Origin of the sequence: Dawidia soli, from assembly GCF_018598185.1 — a bacterium.
Lineage (GTDB): Bacteria > Bacteroidota > Bacteroidia > Cytophagales > Cyclobacteriaceae > Ohtaekwangia > Ohtaekwangia soli.
In genome coordinates this window covers 13,948-29,023 of record NZ_JAHESC010000068.1, presented here as the reverse complement: position 1 = coordinate 29,023, position 15,076 = coordinate 13,948, and the positions used below count along the sequence as shown (strand labels likewise).

Here is a 15,076-nt window from a genome sequence, read left to right as displayed (position 1 = left end):
CGACAAATTCGACTATGCCGCGCTTAAGAAAAACCATGAACGTTTCAGAAGAAGATCTGTCCCGGACGACGAAACACGCGCATACCCCATCCTCCGAAATCCCGACGATGTTCACAAAGAAACGATCCTGGCAGAACGGATAGAATTTGCCAGCCGGCTGGTGACCACCCGTGCCGCGTCTGACGAGTTTGATACACTCCTGGAAAAACTTACATTCGCCGCCGAGCAACTGACGCTCTACGGCGACCCGACCTCGAAAGTAAAAATGTTGCGGGTCATCCAGCGGCTGCCGGCAGAAAAGTTCACGACATTCCTGCGCCTCCTGCTCAATGACGACGTCACCTGGGTGCGGGAACAAGCCCAGATCGTGGCCGCCCACCGCGCCGGCAGCGCTATCAATTCGACATTACCGCTGGACACCGTCGTGGCGTATGGCAACGGTGACATCCTTTCCTCTTTTCGTCAAAAGATCAGCGTGGCAAAAAAAATGAAGTCACCCCGCGCGATCATCGCCAATGCCACCGCGGTCATACTCTTTGTGCTCCAGCTTTCGATACTTTCCAGTCTGGCACCCCTGGCGGCGCCGCGCGCGACAGACGCGTTAACCACATACGTAACACCCATCATTGCCCGGGAGCGGGTAACTTTCGCCAGAATCAGACCGGCACAACCCGCCGGTGCCAAACAGCTCAAGGCATTATACGCCGAGATCGACGCAGCCAGGAAAGTACTGCGGCAATGGACACCCGTCGCCCTGTGGATGATCAGTGGCGTCATGATGCTCCTGGTCGTATTCGGCGTCACGCCCTATTGGATGATCACCGTTCGCGGATTCCAGGCCTATACATTGCTCTTCCTGATCTTCTGCCTCTGGCTCATCGCACCGATGGCCACGATAAAGTCTGTGCTGTTGGCGTTGGTAGCCTTTATCATGGCCATCGTCTGGTTACACGAAATTATTGTACTCCTCGCCATGGCGTGCGTTATACCCGTCTGGGCGATCTTCACCGGCATGATGGCCGCCGTTACCGCCACCTGGGCGAAAGACAGCTCCTATCTCAAGCAAACGTTCAACACGTGCTGGTCACAATCTTCGATCCCGAGGCTCAGGGACCTGACAGGCGTCAATGGCCTCCTGACGTATAGTATGTTAGCTGTTGCCGCCTTCGCTGTTGTAATGGCGCTGATCATACGGTTTATTCTCGACCAGACATTCCTGCCGGATCTCTGGAATAGCCTTCCCTCGCTGAACTTTCACTGGCCGGTCATCACCGCGGCCGGGGTCGTTTGGGGGATCTTCATAATCCTCATCGCACTTGTCTGCCACCGGGTCCTTGTTTTTTTAGTAGTTCGGCTCCGTTTCCCCACGGATAAATATGAAATGATACCAGCCCGGAAAAAGTTAACAAATGCGATCGTGTATTTGCTTTCCGCGGTTATACTGCTCGCGGTGGGGAAGAGCTTTGGAAAATTCCGGATCTTCGTGGAAAACATTCCGGACCTGCCCATTCCTAACATGATGCGATGGGTTATCGGAATCCTGATCCTCACCGCGCTCTTCCTGTTGCTGCGGTCGCTGATCACGGCCAGCCGAAAAATGTGGCCGCGTGTTCGCGCTGCCCTCGATCTCAACGAACGCACGATGACACCGGAGGAATTCAAGCTTCTGATCAGCATCAGCCATCCGGCAGACCAAAACCGGATGCTAAAACTAGCGTCCCCCCAATTCCTGAATGTAACCGTATCCAGCTTCCTCAAACTCATGATCGAAATAGAGCCCGACATTCAAAGAGAACCGGCACGCAGCATGTATTTCCGAAAAAAGGCGGAGATCCAGGAGCTCCTGCGGCAGGATCGCGGGTAAGCGAGCGAATGACCAGCACGCTAATCCGAGGCCAGCGCTTCCCAGAAATCGCGGTTGGTCTTGCTTTCCGTCTTTTTTTGTTTTGCCGCGCTTAACGCGTGGAGGAAATCAAGGTCCGTTTCCTTTTCGATGGAGTCCACGGGGACCATGTAATCGAACAGATCTTTTGATGGCAGGTCTTTCTTGCTGGTCACGTGTGGGAAGAGGAATGCCCCGGTAATGTAATCGCCTGTCTTTTTATCCTGGTAGATCAGGATCTGGTAAAATTTGTCGGGTATGGCAATACCGGTCGCCCCGTGCTTGTTCGTCAGGATTTTGCACTGGTCCGGATTGCTGACAATAGCCCCGGCGTATACGTTCAATTCTTTTGATCTACGACCGCCGACAAGGTCTTTACGGATGAACGTTTCGAGTTTATACCAGGGCCCGCCGGCACCGTTGAGCGCGTCCTGGTCCTGCGGACAGATGTTGGACATGTAATTGGCCTGATACACCGTCTCGTCGTCGTAGGGGTCTTTGTGAATATCCTCCGCGTTGGAATAACGCGAATTTCCGTCGCGGTCGCCACCCATGGCAAAAAAGGGCGCCATGTGTCCCCGGGCGTAGTTCGTACCGGTGTAATCGCTTGTACGAACAGGATCAGGGGTATCGATGTCTGTCTTGAACGCACTAAAGCGTTTCTCCCTTTTCGGTCCTTTGAGATAGTCCTTTTCAATGTGGTAGCAGACCCACTCCGGGATCCGGTACGTGGCATTGTACCGCATGACATATCCCTGCCGTACATAGACCGGCACATTGCCGTCAGGCTGACCTCCGACGACATGTTCCCTATACAATTTCTTCTCCGACGCCGACAGGTTTGAAAACAGCTGTTGGGCGTTGCCCGGATGCTGCACCCCCGGCAGCGCGATGACCACGGCAAAAAGTATAAACCTCTTCATCACTATTTACTTTCGGTGGTTTTCAGGAACACATACGTTCCGTTGCTGATGCCGAGCAACAACAGCTGGGTTTCGTCAAACAGCGGCATGCTGTAATCGAAGATCACAGACCGGATGAACGCCACGCCAAAGACAACGTTGAATATAAAAACCTGGAACCGGTTTATATTGATGCCGTAAGCATCGGAAAGGATGTCCTTAAAGAAACTGCCCGTGGTGAGTCTGGACTCGACCAATTCCCCGGCGGTGCCGTTCCCCGCCGCGGCAATCTCCTTTTGTTTGCTGACAGCGCTCGCGGCGGCAAGCGTGGTGGAGCTGATGCCCAGCAGAATAAGCGCCGTCGTGTTAATGGAGTTCAGGTCCGTCGTGTATGCCCATATATAGATAAAGCTCGAAACGACGATAAACGTCCAGAAGGCCATCTGGGTCTTCCCGAAACTGTACGACGCCTGGAACCTGGCCGTCACGGCATCGCTGACAAAGGGCAGGCTGTCCTTGATCAGGGACGGGAACTGAAATACGATGATTAAAAAGAAGAGTATAAACCCCACGATCAGCACAAGTCCGATCGTGCTCCAGTCTTTTATATCCGCAAAGAATACCTTCACGCGGATCGGATAGTTAACAGCATTCTCGCCGGCCTTGATGCCGAGCTGTATTTCTTTGGTCGCGCCGTCCTGGAGGTTATACAGGAGCTTTCTGCTCTCCTGGCCGAGCGCATCCTCGAGGAACTGAAAGCGGACAACCCCCGATTCCATATTCTCGACATAGGCGGCAAATTCCGGAATGGGAATATTATTGAACAGGATCCTCACGTCCTTCAGCAGGATCTGATTTTCCGTCAGGAAATCACCGAACCCGGGGATATCAAAGACGATCACGTCATTCTCGACAATCGTTTCATTCTTGATCGGGAACGACAGCGTGTCGCGCTCAATGTAAATACCGTCGATGATCTGGATCGCCTTTTGCGCATGGCAACCCATCGAAAAGAAAATGAGTGCCAACAGCAATCTTAGTCTCCTCATAGCATGGGGGGTTAGGGTTGGAAAAAACGAAAAAAGCCCATCTATGACGATCCGGTCGTCAAAGATGGGCTCTATTCATGGAAGATACGGATAATTTATCTTTTGAGGAACAGATCGTGTATTTACTTATTTATACATCCGGTGGTCTGGCGCAGGAGTAAGTACCTCCGGCTGGTGGAAAAGGTACGTCTCCGACAGAAACTATCGGGATGCCGGGAATTGTCACCAGTTTGCCACCGGCGTACGGCAGTGGCAAATTGCCTGCAGTTCCCGGCACAAGTTCCCGCGCCAGCGCTGACGCTCGGCGCTCAAACTTGCGCCAGCACACCGTGGGGCTTGAAGTTGCGCCAGATGTCGGAACCGCTTCGGATACAGTACCGACCGGCACGGATATGCTGTAGCCGTAAACCCGCGCCGCCGGTCGCTCATCACGAGTCTCTTTTGTCGTGTAGATATACCGTACCGCCGGCACCGGACTGGCTTCCAGCCTTTCTTCCGGGGTCTCCGGTGTTTCTGCATTCACCGCTACCGGCGCTGCCTCTTCCTTGCCGTTGTCAATCTCCTCTTCCCAAACATTGCCTTCAGGAGCAGGCTCCTTGCCTACCAACGCCAGGATCTTCGCCGCGCCGAACCGCGGCACTTCTTTGATGTTTCCATTCTCGCGAAACGCGCCGTACTCGATGCCGATCGACAGCATCAGCGTCCACGCATCATCGGGCGGGAGCGCCGCGCCCATGGCGAGCTCGAGCGTTGTCGTTGCCATGCCTTCCAGGGAAGGATTCCACTCGGTGGAAGTGCTGATGGAATTATACGCGCGGCTATACCAGGCCGGCGGCAGGTATTCTTTGGAGGGTACGTCATACGTTACATCGGGCACAATGCCCAACGTGACGGTCAGGCGGAACATGGCGTGATTGTTCTGCGGGAAATAGTTAATATCACGGAGCAGTTCGGGCAAGTCGATGCGCGCGGAACGTGTTTGGCGGTCCAGGGTATAATATAGCGGGGCGCGGACGATGGAGTCGAAGGCCGGTGCTTTTTGCGTGGTGGAGAAGCCTTCGAGCAAACGTGTATGTTCGGAGAGGGTGATGCGGCGGCGGCCCCACTCGCCGGTGCCGTCGCGCAGCTGTACCTGGCGCAGGATGCTGTTGATGTCGCTGCCGAAATTATAGTCTGCCAGGTGGCGGATCTGCAGCAACGCCTTGCGTACGTAGCTGCCGTGGCGCGAGCAACCGCCGAATTCCGACATGGTATGACGGGTATTTTTAAAGCTCTCGGCGGTTTTTACTTTTTCGCCGCTCGGGCCGCCTTTGCGACGGACGACGATCCCGTCGACGCCGCGCATGCGGTAGGCGCTAAACATGTCCAGCTTGCCGGTAAAGGCGAATGGTCCTTCGAGAAAGGGCATAATTGATCGGGTTTACGGTAACGAGAGGGGTTTTAGACAACAGCCAATGTTTTAACGGTGTCTGCACCGAAGATACGGAAAGGACAGCATCTTACAATATACTGTATAGTATAAATTTTTAGAAAAAGAGTATAAGAAAAGGATATTCAATAGTTATATAATTATTCAATATCTCTTCATAAAGACTTCATTGACTATTGGATATCTATTGGATATCTTATCCATTGAACGGCCGTGTACCGGACTTCTCCGGTCTTAAAAAGGGTGCTCGTAAAAAAAACTCCAGACCGATGCGTCGAAAAAAAAACGTACGGGCAACCTGAACCACGGCCGGCTATGTGCCAACGTAAACCGAACGGGGCCGGCCGGGATGCGCCGGCCGGCCCTGATTTTTTCATTCCCCAAAGTACAGTTTGCGGGAGCGGATCCAGGTTCCGCCCAGGAGCAACAGGATGATGGCGACCAACGGTAGCGCCAGGGGCGCCCAGTGAACCGTCTGCCGGGGCGACAGGTATGCGGGCGTCCAGCGCTGCCAGTCCTCGCTTTTTACCGGTGCATTTTCAAAGATCCTGGGGTAAAAATACAGCCGGGTCTGCTCGTGAAATACCGTGGCGCTGTCGAGCAGGCGCATGTAATCTGTCAGGCTGGTTTGCGCCAGGTCGTTATAGTATAGTTGCGTGTGCAACGTGGGGATGACCCGGGCGAACGCGCGACTGGTCTCGTCCCGCCGGCGCATCTTTTCACGCAAGGCCTGGCTGTCGGCGCGTGCCGCTTCGTCGCCCTGCTGCTGCATGGCATAATACCAGCCCCAGCTGAAGGTTTCTTCGGGCATGCCATATTTCTCCAGCTGCGGGTACTGTGCATAGAAGCGGGCGAGCGTCACCTGCTTGTCCTCGTCCCATTTCTTATGGTAGCCGTCGCGTTGTTTCAGCAGGGTGCTGAGCGCCTCGGGCACCGGGTGCAGCGTGGCCACCAGGTTGTTGACCGAGGCCGGCAGGAGGATCGTCAGCACCACCCAGACGGCCAGCAAGGTGAGCACGTTAAAACCCGAGCTCTTTTTAAACAACGCCAGCCAGAACGCAAGGGCAAACCAAAACGCGGTATACAGTATACTCAGTACGACAAAGCCCAGGAACGCTTCGTTCCAGGGTATCGACACGATCGCGGCGGCGGTCAGCAGCAACGCCAGCAACAGGCCATACACAAAGAGCGCGCGCACGAAAAGCCGGGCCAGCAAAAACCGAACGGCGGAGCGCGCTTGTACGGCGATGGCTTTCCAGGTGCCGGTCTCGTGGTCTTCGGAAAAGATATTGAACGTAAACGCGATGATGACCAGCGGGAACAGGTATAGGATGACAAAGCCCAGGTCGAGGTTGCCGGCGTGCAGCTGCACGGGGTTGGTCAGGTCGGTATCATACTTTTGCCCCTCCAGCGTACGGATGGTCACGCTTTGAATGCCGGGGTTGACATCGCGCTGGCCGATGGACAACGCCGACAGCCTGTCGGGCGGGCTGATGAGCGCGAACTTGAGGTAATACAGCAGCAGTCCCATTTCGTCGTGCGCCGCTACGTTGCGCTCCCGGTGCGCGCGCTGGTGCTCTGTTACCTGCGCGATCCGTTGTTCCTGTTGCGCCAGGAACTGGTTGCCGATGAGGATCGAGACCAGCCCCAGGACGAACAGCAGCAGCAGTGCCCCTACCGTGATGCGCGACCGGATGAATTGTTTTATCAATAATGTATACATAGTTTATAGTGCCTTTAGTGTTTGGGAGATCCGACCGAGCCATCCGCACGCGGCCGCGCACCAGAGCAGCAACGCCAACGCCGAGAACCACACGCCACGCAGGGATGTACCGAGCGCGACCGGCTGCGATTTGAAGTCGGGTACTTTCTTCCAGTGGTCGTGGGGGATGGCGAGCGGCACGTCCTTCGGACCGGGTTTACGGTTGCTGATCAGCTCCATTTGCAGCGCGTTCATTTTCTGTGCCAGTGCATACCGGTAGGCTTCGGCCTCGTCTTGAAATACCTGGTAGGCTTCGGCGTCGGTGCCGGCGAGCGCCATGGAGAGGTTGCGGATGGCGGTGAACGGATTGACGAGGGCGGTCGCCGTGGTCAGGCTGTTCTGTTTGTCGTAGAGGTGCGTGAGCTGCTGCACGTGCTGCTGGTAGATCTCCGCGCTGATGCGCTCGCCTTCGCGCATCACAAAGCCGCTGTAGTTGAACGGCAGATGCTCGACGGAATCCACGCCGTGTACCCGCAGCACCGAGTCGCGTAGGTGCTTATAGTGCGGATCGTCGGGGTTGTGGCTATCGCCTTGCCGTAACACGTCTTCTTCGATCGCGGCGTCGAACGCGACCCGGGCAGGCGCTGGATAGAAATAGCTGCCCAGGGCCTGCGACGTGCGCGGCAGCAGCACGGCCAGCAGCAACCACCAGCCCAACAATTTCATCAACGCACCCTTCGACGATGCGCTGCCGGCAGAGATCGCCACCGTGACCATACACACCACGGCGAGAAACACAACGTATACCAACACCGTGGCGGCAAGCCTGCCCGCCAGGTCGGCGGTGAACGGTGCGCCGGCGGCGGCCAGGAGCAGGATCGTGACGGCAAAGGCCGGTACGACGACCAGCAGGGCCAGGGCGAACAGTCCCAGCGATTTTCCGGCCAGGATCTCGCGCCACCCCGCTCCTTGCGTCAGCAGGATCTTGAGCGTGCCGTTCTCGCGGTCGGCGGCGATGGTGCTGAACCCCAGGAAGACGATGATCAACGGCAACAGGATCTGCAGCAGCATGGCCAGGCTGATCTCGCCAAAGCGCAGGAGTCCGGTGGAAAAGCTTGCCTCGGAAAAATTGATGGTATTTTGTTTATGGGCTTCCAGGAACACGGCGTTGCCGGTGAAGCTTTCCAGGCCGACATCGAACACACTGAGCGGATGTTTGATCCGGAACGCAAAGGTGCCGAAGTGCGCCATGCGGTGGGGATGTTTATCGGGATTCTCTTCCCAGCTTGCGCGGGCTGCACGCTGGTAATGCTCGCGCATGCTGTTCTGCTGGGTATAGGCTTTCCAGCCGCTATAGGCGGCATAGCCCATCACGAGCAGCATTACCACCAGGATGCTATAGATGGCCCGGGTGTGGAAGGCGTTCTTCCAGCATTGCCGGGCCAGGAGCATGACGATCGTACGATTCATAGTCATTTAGAATTTATAGGTGGCCGTAAGCATAAAATTTCGCGGTGCGGCGGGAAAGAGCCGCAGGTAGTTTTGCGCGCCGATCCAATAGGTCGTATCCAGCACGTTGTTGACGTTCAGCGCCAGCTGCATGTTGGCTTTCGACGGTGTATAATACAGCGCCATGTCCAGTACAGTGTATCCCGGCACCTCGAACGCCCGCGTAAACCAGGGCACCTTGCTGCCGCTGTACTGCACGCCCAGCCCTACCCCGAGGTCGCGGAGCGCCACGTGCGAAAAATTATAGCGCATCCAGACGCTGGCGCTGTTGACCGGCGTGTTCTCCTTGCGTTTGCCGCGCAGGGCATCGTCGGCGTCTTCGACGATACGCGCATCGATGTGGCTATACGATGCGTTCAGCTGCAGGCCGGGCAGCACGTAGCCGGCCAGCTCCCACTCGAAGCCGCGGCTCCGGTCCGCGCCTCGCTGTACCAGCGAGTCGGGATACGCCGGCAGGTTGGCGTTGATGAGGATGTTTTCCTGGTTGATCTCATAGGCTGCCAGGGTCATGGTGATCCTCTCTTCGAAGAAGGATGCCTTGGCGCCGAGCTCCTTCTGGTCGCTGATGAGCGGTTTAAACCGCGCCGGCGAATCGGGGCTCCAGAAGAATGCGCCCGTGCTCGGCATCAGCGACACGGTATTGGACTGCGGCTGGTAGCCCTGCAGGTAGGTGGCATAGACATTGAGCTGTTTGACGACCGCATACGTGATGCCTACCCGCGGAATCCAGGCGGTGTTCCGGAACGATCCTTCCCCGGGTGCCTCGTAGTTCGTAATATCTTCAAACCACTCCCGGCGCAGGCTGAGCAATGCGGACCATTTCCCGATCTTCACGTGCTCCTGCACATAGAGGGCGTCCGTACGCGTCAGCGCCGACGGCACGGCCGTGCGGACGTTCAGCACATAGTCGTCTACGTTGCGAATGGTATACGACGGGTTGTCGAGATCAATATGCGGCACGTTCGGCATCGGCAACGTTTTGCCGTCTACGGTAATGGTTTGATAGTTTGCGGCATTCGCGGGCACAAAGGCGTTGGCGATGGTTCCGTCGGTGAGCCGGTAGCCGCGGGCGGCGTTCTGGCCACCGCCCTTGCTTTTGTGCCAGCGGCTGAGGTCATACCCCGCCAGCACGCGATGTTGCAGTTTACCGGTGTTAAAATCGATGTTCATGTAGGCGTTCAGGTTGTCGGTGTTCCAGTACTGCTGCCGTTGAATGAACTGCATCGTGGCCAGGCTGGTCACGGGCTGGTTGTCGATGTCTACGGCGAAGGCATTGGTGGTACGGTGCTCCTGGAGGTTTTCCGTCCACGTCTGTTTCATATACGACACATTCGCGCCGATCGACTCCGTGAACATATGACTGACGCTCGTCATGAGGATCAGCTCTTTGGATTTAAAGAAGTCGTTGGCGGCGCCCAGGTTCAGGCTGGTGGGGGTGCTGTTCAGGTCGGTCACGCCGGCGGTGGCGCCAAAGATGGGCTGGCCGCGATCGAGTGTACCCGTGGCGTTGCTAAAGATCATTTCGGCGTTGACCGCCGTTCTGTCGTTAGGGATATAGCTGATCGAGGGCGACACCAGCAGCGCGTTGTTCTTGACCAGGTCGCGGTAGGATCGCGCTTCTTGAAGGCCGCCGTTGAGCCGGTAGAGGAGTGTCTTCGACTCGTTCAGCGGACCGGTAAAATCCAGCGTGGTGCGGAGCGTGCTAAAGCTGCCCACGCTCATGCTGACTTCGCGGCGCCTGGTGGCGAGCGGCTTCTTGGTCACCAGGTTGATGCTTCCGCCCGGGTCGACGCTCGAGAAGGTGACGGAGGCCGGCCCTTTCAGGACCTCTACACGCTCGATGTTCGACGTGATGGGCTGCAGAAAATAATACTGCCGTGTGCGCATGCCGTTGAGGATCTGTCCCTCTTCGTTCTGGCTGATGCCGCGGATGCTGTACTGGTTGTAAAAGCTCGACGGCGCCACGCCGCTGACATTCCGGACGGCATCGGCCAGCTGAAAGGCCTGCCGGTCGGCGATGAGCTCTTTGGTGATGGTGGACAGCGACTGCGGAAGCTCCTGGTTCCTGATCGCCGACCGGGTGGCCGAGAAGGAATAATCGCTGGTATAATCGCGGTCTATCCTGCCGATCACTTCGACCGCCTGCAGCTCCTGGGTGTGTGTTGCCGGGGCGAGTGTGTCGGCTTCGGCGTTTTCCGTCGCCACGGACTGCGCGAAGGCCGGCAGGCTGATCGCGACCGATAGTGCGAGGGTGATGCGTAGTGTTAGCGTCATGGAGATGGGCTTAGATCGTTTCGAGGTATAACTGTTGCAGCTGGTGGGCGTCGATGTCGCGGGTTACGCGTTCGTGCACCAGTCGCCCTTCTTTCATGATCCCGATGCGGGTGCCGACGTGTACGGCGTTGAAAATGTCGTGGGTGGCCATAAAGATGGATCTCCCTTCGGCCACAAACTCGCGGCACAGCGCGGTAAACTCGGCGGTGGCCTTCGGATCCAGCCCGGACGTGGGCTCGTCCATAAAGATCACGTCGGCTTTCTTCGACATCGCGATCGCGATACCCACTTTCTGGCGCATGCCCTTCGAGTACGTCGTCAGGCGGCGGGTGTGCGCTTCCGGTTGCAGACCGGCCTGGCGCAGGAACCGGGTCAGCTCGCCGGTGGTATAGGTAAAGCCCGTCAGGCGGCTGAAGAAGTCCAGGTTCTCCAGCCCCGACAGGTTGCCGTAGAGCTGTACCACCTCAGGGATATACGCGATCATGCGATTGGTTTGCACCCGGTGGGTCCGCACGTCCTTTCCGTTGACGAGTGCCTGTCCGGAGGTCGCCTCCAGGAAGCCGAGAAAGATATTGATGGTCGTGGTTTTGCCCGCGCCGTTCTGGCCGAGCAGACAATACACTTCGTTTTTGTCAACCGTCAGGTTAACGTCGTTTAACACCGGGCGGGCATTAAACTCTTTGGTGAGGTTTATAGCTTGTAGCATATGCAATAGGTGACATGAATAGACCGGCGCATACGGGTCATGCGACCTGTGAGCGCGTCTTGAAAAGGAAAAAAGGAATAGGCTGCCGCACCGGCGATGCGCCGGCGGCAGGTGCGGAAATTACGCTTGTGCGGGCGGTGCCCGCGAGGAGGATAGGACAGCCCAATAGCTGTCTAAGCGTTGCTTATAACACGAAAAACAACCCGGTCCATACGGGGCGCATAAAAAGACAGCCTCCGGCGTCATGACCTGGTCGACATGGCACGCGATATCACACAGCGGGCAGTCGTCGGAATCGACCAGGTGCGCGTCGTGCTCACACGCGGTGGCTTCGCCGTGGAAGAGCATGCGGTGGCAAGGATCTTGCTCTTGCGCCGCCGAATGGTCGACCACGGCCTCATGCGTATGGATCCATGCATGGAGCACCTCCCGAGAGCCGGCGCCGGCCAGGTACAGGGGCAGCATGAGCAGCGAAAGCATCCGATAGATGCAAAGCTTGTTTTTTCTGCTGATGGGTGCCATGGCAAGGGAATGAATCGGGGGCAAGATAAACGGAAGTCCTTACATATGCAACGTAATTGCATTTATAAACCCAGCAGAACAGCGGATGTTGCCTGCCATTTACGACAGATCGGTCATTTTTAGTACACTTACTTTTAATTTAAAAGTTCTTTTTCGACCTTTGTTTCAGGCTATTGGAACAGATCCTAAAACACATACCTGTATGACAAACTCCGTAGAAATGAAAGCGAGCAGCCAATCCCTGGGTTGGAAGTTCTTCAACGCCTTCTTTGGCGTGGTGGTGATCGGCATCGGTACCGTCAATATCTTCTGGGGCAACGACCCGGGATTTGGAATTTTCCTGATCGTGTTGTCCAGTGCTTACTTCCCTCCTATCCAGGCACTGCTGAAAGAAAAGACCGGCCGCACGATTCCCGGTCTTGTAAAATTCCTCCTGGGGGTTTTTATTCTCTGGGCGGCCCTTGGCGTCGGTGAGCTGTTTGACAAGGTTGACATGATGATCCATGGACTGTAAGGGAAAAATGTGCAAGCGGCATGGACTTTTGTCCATTTCTCTGCGGGTGTCGTTGTCCCACCTTTGTGTTATCAAATCACAACAACACCTAAAACAAAGAACAGATGAAACGCTTCGTAAACAATCCCCTCAGCCTGTACGGCACTTTGAGAACAGTTCTGTTGGCCATGCTCTTTATTATCGCGATGGCCGCCGACTCCACCGTTTTCGCGCAAACGAAAAGGACCCCGGCCGCCGCCGGTCGTGAAGAGTATATAGAAGTAGAAAAGAATGTACGCCTGCACGTAACCGACCTGGGCGACGGGCAGCCCATTGTCCTGATCCACGGATGGCCGTTGAGCGACGCCATGTACGAGTATCAATACCAGTACCTGGTGCAAAAAGGCTTCCGTGTCATCGGCATTTCGCTGCGGGGTTTTGGCAAGTCCGACAAACCGTCCGGCCGCTATGATTTCGATGTCTTCTCGGACGACATCAAGGTGATCTTAGACAAGCTGAAGATCGAAAATGCCGTGTTGGGCGGATATTCACTCGGTGGCGCCGTGGTCATTCATTATGTTACCAAGTATAACAGCGCCCACATCGGCAAGCTGGCCCTGTTCGCCGCCGCCGCACCGTCGTGGTTACAGCGCCCGGGCTACCCGTACGGCCTGACCGCCGAAGGCGCCGCGGGTTTTATCGACCTGACCCGCACCGACCGGCCGCAAGTACTGGAGAACTTCGGCAAAGCCTTTGGCGCCACCGAGACCAGTCTTTCAAACGGCATGTCGGAATGGTTGAAGGGCATCAACCTGGAGGCTTCACCTTATGCTGCCACGCAATCTATCTCGGCGCTTACGCAGCTGGACCTGCGCCCGGCTTTGTCGAAGATCAATATCCCTACCGCGATCTTTCATGGTACGCAAGATAAACTTTGTGACTTCGCCTTCGCGGGTGAATTGAACAAAGGGATCAGGAACTCGTATATCGTGAAGTTTGAGAATAGCGGGCATGGGCTGTTTGTGGAAGAACGCGAGAAGTTCAACACGGAGCTGGAGAAGTTTGCGCGGAAGTAAATTCAGTGCGACGTAAGTAGTAACTGGACGGTTAGTGGCACCGGTGTTAGTCCCGACAAGTCGGGACGCACCGGTGTCTGCGTATAGGTGGGCCAGTGTGTGGATTAGAACGCAAAATATTTACTATTTTTGTCGTCCATTTTAGCGATTGTTTATATATGGAATTGCCTTCTTACTATCAACGTCTGGCAAAAAAGTACCCCAAGGTTACCCTGGAAGAATGGAAACAGCTGGAGCGGTTTGCTTCGGTGAAGTACCTTCGCAAAGGGGACCCGTTCCTGCGTTGCGGCAAGGTGGCGCACTACTCGGCCTTTGTGTTGTCGGGGGAGTTTAAGTTCAGTTTCGTGGAAGAGGGTGGTGCGGAGCGCATCGTAAAATTCGGCCTGGCGGACGACTTCCTGGCCAACTGCGAAAGCTATCAGAAAAAGGAACCGTCGGCGATCAGCATCACGGCCATTGAAGACGCTGTCGTCCTGCGGATCAATACGCGGAAGCTCGACCGCCTGTATGAAAAGCACGTCAACCTGCTGCACGTGAAGCTGAAGTTATACCAGGAGCTGGTGGAGCAGATGTCTGAGCATCAATATATCCTCTCCCTGAAAAGCCCCGTACGGCGGTACCGTTACCTGCTGGAACGCCGGCCGAAGGTGGTCCAGCGCATTTCGCTCACCAACATTGCCCGCTACCTCTATATCAGCCGCGAGGCTCTGAGCCGGGCCCGCATGGTCCTGTCCTCGCGTCTCTCCAACGGCGCTTTGTGATCAGGATCACAGCCCCGTATACCGGGGGCCGGTAGCTTTGCTTAAAAAGTATATGCAACCTATGATCTTGCTGCACGGGCTCTTTGGCGGCCTGAGCAACTGGCACGGCGTGATCGCACATTTCCAATCTGGCTACGACATTCACATTCCGACACTGCCGATCTTTGAACGGACAGGCAAGCGGGACGAAGATCCGCTCCGCCTGCTCACGGACTTCCTGGGATCATATATACAAGAACACCGGCTGCAGAACGTGATCCTCGTCGGCAACTCGCTGGGTGGTCACGTGGCGATCTTATATACCCACCGTCACCCCGGGAACGTGGCGCGGCTCGTGCTGACGGGCAGCTCGGGCCTCTACGAAAACACACGCTTCGGCAGCTTTCCCAAACGAAGCACATACGCCTACATCCGCGAGCGGGTGGCTTATACATTCTACGATCCTGCCGTGGCCACGGATGCGCTGGTAGACGAGGTCTTCGGCATCACCACCGACGCTGCCAAATGCCTGAGCATCGTACGCACGGCGAAATCCGCGCAGCGCCACTACGTAGCCGACCTGCTTCCGGAGGTCCCGACGCCGACCCTACTGATCTGGGGCGACGACGACAAGGTCACGCCGCCGCGTGTAGCGCGGGAGTTCGAAGCGCTGCTGCCTCACGCGCGGCTCGTCATGCTGGCGCGGTGCGGACATGCGCCGATGATGGAACGGCCGGAGGAGTTTAATGCGGTGTTGCAGCAATACCTTCTCGCGTCTTAGTCCGCGCACCG

13 protein-coding genes are annotated in these 15,076 nt (G+C 56.4%); 5 read left to right on the top strand and 8 right to left on the bottom strand.

The features are described 5' to 3' along the window. Positions 1 to 1,864: hypothetical protein (locus tag KK078_RS28245; protein ID WP_254093895.1), on the top strand; the 1,864-nt coding region annotated here is incomplete at its 5' end. Between the two features lie 20 nt (positions 1,865 to 1,884). Here the strand turns inward: KK078_RS28245 and KK078_RS28240 are convergent. The 8 genes from KK078_RS28240 to KK078_RS28205 form a co-directional block, all read right to left on the bottom strand. Beyond that, complete coding sequence (locus KK078_RS28240; RefSeq protein WP_254093893.1) at positions 1,885 to 2,805, bottom strand: DNA/RNA non-specific endonuclease; 921 nt, start codon at positions 2,803 to 2,805, stop codon at positions 1,885 to 1,887. 2 nt (positions 2,806 to 2,807) lie between these two features. Next, positions 2,808 to 3,833, bottom strand: a complete 1,026-nt coding sequence (locus tag KK078_RS28235) for a hypothetical protein (protein WP_254093891.1) — start codon at positions 3,831 to 3,833, stop codon at positions 2,808 to 2,810. A 130-nt stretch (positions 3,834 to 3,963) separates the two neighbouring features. Beyond that, positions 3,964 to 5,241 carry a hypothetical protein gene (locus KK078_RS28230; RefSeq protein WP_254093889.1) on the bottom strand — a complete coding sequence of 426 codons (1,278 nt, stop codon included), beginning with the start codon at positions 5,239 to 5,241 and terminating at the stop codon, positions 3,964 to 3,966. Positions 5,242 to 5,635: 394 nt separating this feature from the next. After that, positions 5,636 to 6,985, bottom strand: a complete 1,350-nt coding sequence (locus KK078_RS28225; protein WP_254093887.1) for a DUF3526 domain-containing protein — start codon at positions 6,983 to 6,985, stop codon at positions 5,636 to 5,638. Positions 6,986 to 6,988: 3 nt separating this feature from the next. Next, on the bottom strand, positions 6,989 to 8,434 hold the full coding sequence (locus tag KK078_RS28220; protein ID WP_254093885.1) for an ABC transporter permease: 1,446 nt from the start codon (positions 8,432 to 8,434) through the stop codon (positions 6,989 to 6,991). A gap of 6 nt (positions 8,435 to 8,440) precedes the next feature. Beyond that, positions 8,441 to 10,747 carry a TonB-dependent siderophore receptor gene (locus KK078_RS28215; RefSeq protein ID WP_254093883.1) on the bottom strand — a complete coding sequence of 769 codons (2,307 nt, stop codon included), beginning with the start codon at positions 10,745 to 10,747 and terminating at the stop codon, positions 8,441 to 8,443. Positions 10,748 to 10,757: 10 nt separating this feature from the next. Next, entirely contained in the window at positions 10,758 to 11,453 is a 696-nt protein-coding gene (locus tag KK078_RS28210; RefSeq protein ID WP_254093881.1) for an ABC transporter ATP-binding protein, read from the bottom strand. 120 nt (positions 11,454 to 11,573) lie between these two features. Further along, complete coding sequence (locus tag KK078_RS28205) at positions 11,574 to 11,975, bottom strand: hypothetical protein (RefSeq protein ID WP_254093874.1); 402 nt, start codon at positions 11,973 to 11,975, stop codon at positions 11,574 to 11,576. A 202-nt stretch (positions 11,976 to 12,177) separates the two neighbouring features. On the opposite strand from KK078_RS28205, the gene KK078_RS28200 reads away from it, so the two are divergent. From KK078_RS28200 to KK078_RS28185, 4 genes are all read left to right on the top strand, one after another. Then, positions 12,178 to 12,489, top strand: a complete 312-nt coding sequence (locus KK078_RS28200; RefSeq protein WP_254093872.1) for a hypothetical protein — start codon at positions 12,178 to 12,180, stop codon at positions 12,487 to 12,489. A gap of 104 nt (positions 12,490 to 12,593) precedes the next feature. Then, positions 12,594 to 13,544: an alpha/beta fold hydrolase gene (locus KK078_RS28195; RefSeq protein ID WP_254093870.1), complete on the top strand. Its 951-nt coding sequence runs from the start codon at positions 12,594 to 12,596 to the stop codon at positions 13,542 to 13,544. 158 nt (positions 13,545 to 13,702) lie between these two features. Beyond that, a complete protein-coding gene (locus KK078_RS28190) occupies positions 13,703 to 14,305 on the top strand; it encodes a Crp/Fnr family transcriptional regulator (RefSeq protein WP_254093868.1) in 603 nt (200 codons plus the stop codon). 52 nt (positions 14,306 to 14,357) lie between these two features. After that, complete coding sequence (locus KK078_RS28185; protein WP_254093866.1) at positions 14,358 to 15,065, top strand: alpha/beta fold hydrolase; 708 nt, start codon at positions 14,358 to 14,360, stop codon at positions 15,063 to 15,065. The last annotated feature ends 11 nt before the right edge of the window (positions 15,066 to 15,076 follow it).

Excerpts from the sequence above, each read along its gene's own strand:
- KK078_RS28240 (WP_254093893.1), bottom strand. The coding sequence starts at position 2,805 with ATGAAGAGGTTTATACTTTTTGCCGTGGTCATCGCGCTGCCGGGGGTG.
- KK078_RS28185 (WP_254093866.1), top strand. The coding sequence starts at position 14,358 with ATGCAACCTATGATCTTGCTGCACGGGCTCTTTGGCGGCCTGAGCAAC.
- KK078_RS28220 (WP_254093885.1), bottom strand. The coding sequence starts at position 8,434 with ATGAATCGTACGATCGTCATGCTCCTGGCCCGGCAATGCTGGAAGAAC.
- KK078_RS28235 (WP_254093891.1), bottom strand. The coding sequence starts at position 3,833 with ATGAGGAGACTAAGATTGCTGTTGGCACTCATTTTCTTTTCGATGGGT.
- KK078_RS28210 (WP_254093881.1), bottom strand. The coding sequence starts at position 11,453 with ATGCTACAAGCTATAAACCTCACCAAAGAGTTTAATGCCCGCCCGGTG.
- KK078_RS28215 (WP_254093883.1), bottom strand. The coding sequence starts at position 10,747 with ATGACGCTAACACTACGCATCACCCTCGCACTATCGGTCGCGATCAGC.
- KK078_RS28200 (WP_254093872.1), top strand. The coding sequence starts at position 12,178 with ATGACAAACTCCGTAGAAATGAAAGCGAGCAGCCAATCCCTGGGTTGG.
- KK078_RS28205 (WP_254093874.1), bottom strand. The coding sequence starts at position 11,975 with ATGGCACCCATCAGCAGAAAAAACAAGCTTTGCATCTATCGGATGCTT.
- KK078_RS28225 (WP_254093887.1), bottom strand. The coding sequence starts at position 6,985 with ATGTATACATTATTGATAAAACAATTCATCCGGTCGCGCATCACGGTA.
- KK078_RS28195 (WP_254093870.1), top strand. The coding sequence starts at position 12,594 with ATGAAACGCTTCGTAAACAATCCCCTCAGCCTGTACGGCACTTTGAGA.
- KK078_RS28230 (WP_254093889.1), bottom strand. The coding sequence starts at position 5,241 with ATGCCCTTTCTCGAAGGACCATTCGCCTTTACCGGCAAGCTGGACATG.
- KK078_RS28190 (WP_254093868.1), top strand. The coding sequence starts at position 13,703 with ATGGAATTGCCTTCTTACTATCAACGTCTGGCAAAAAAGTACCCCAAG.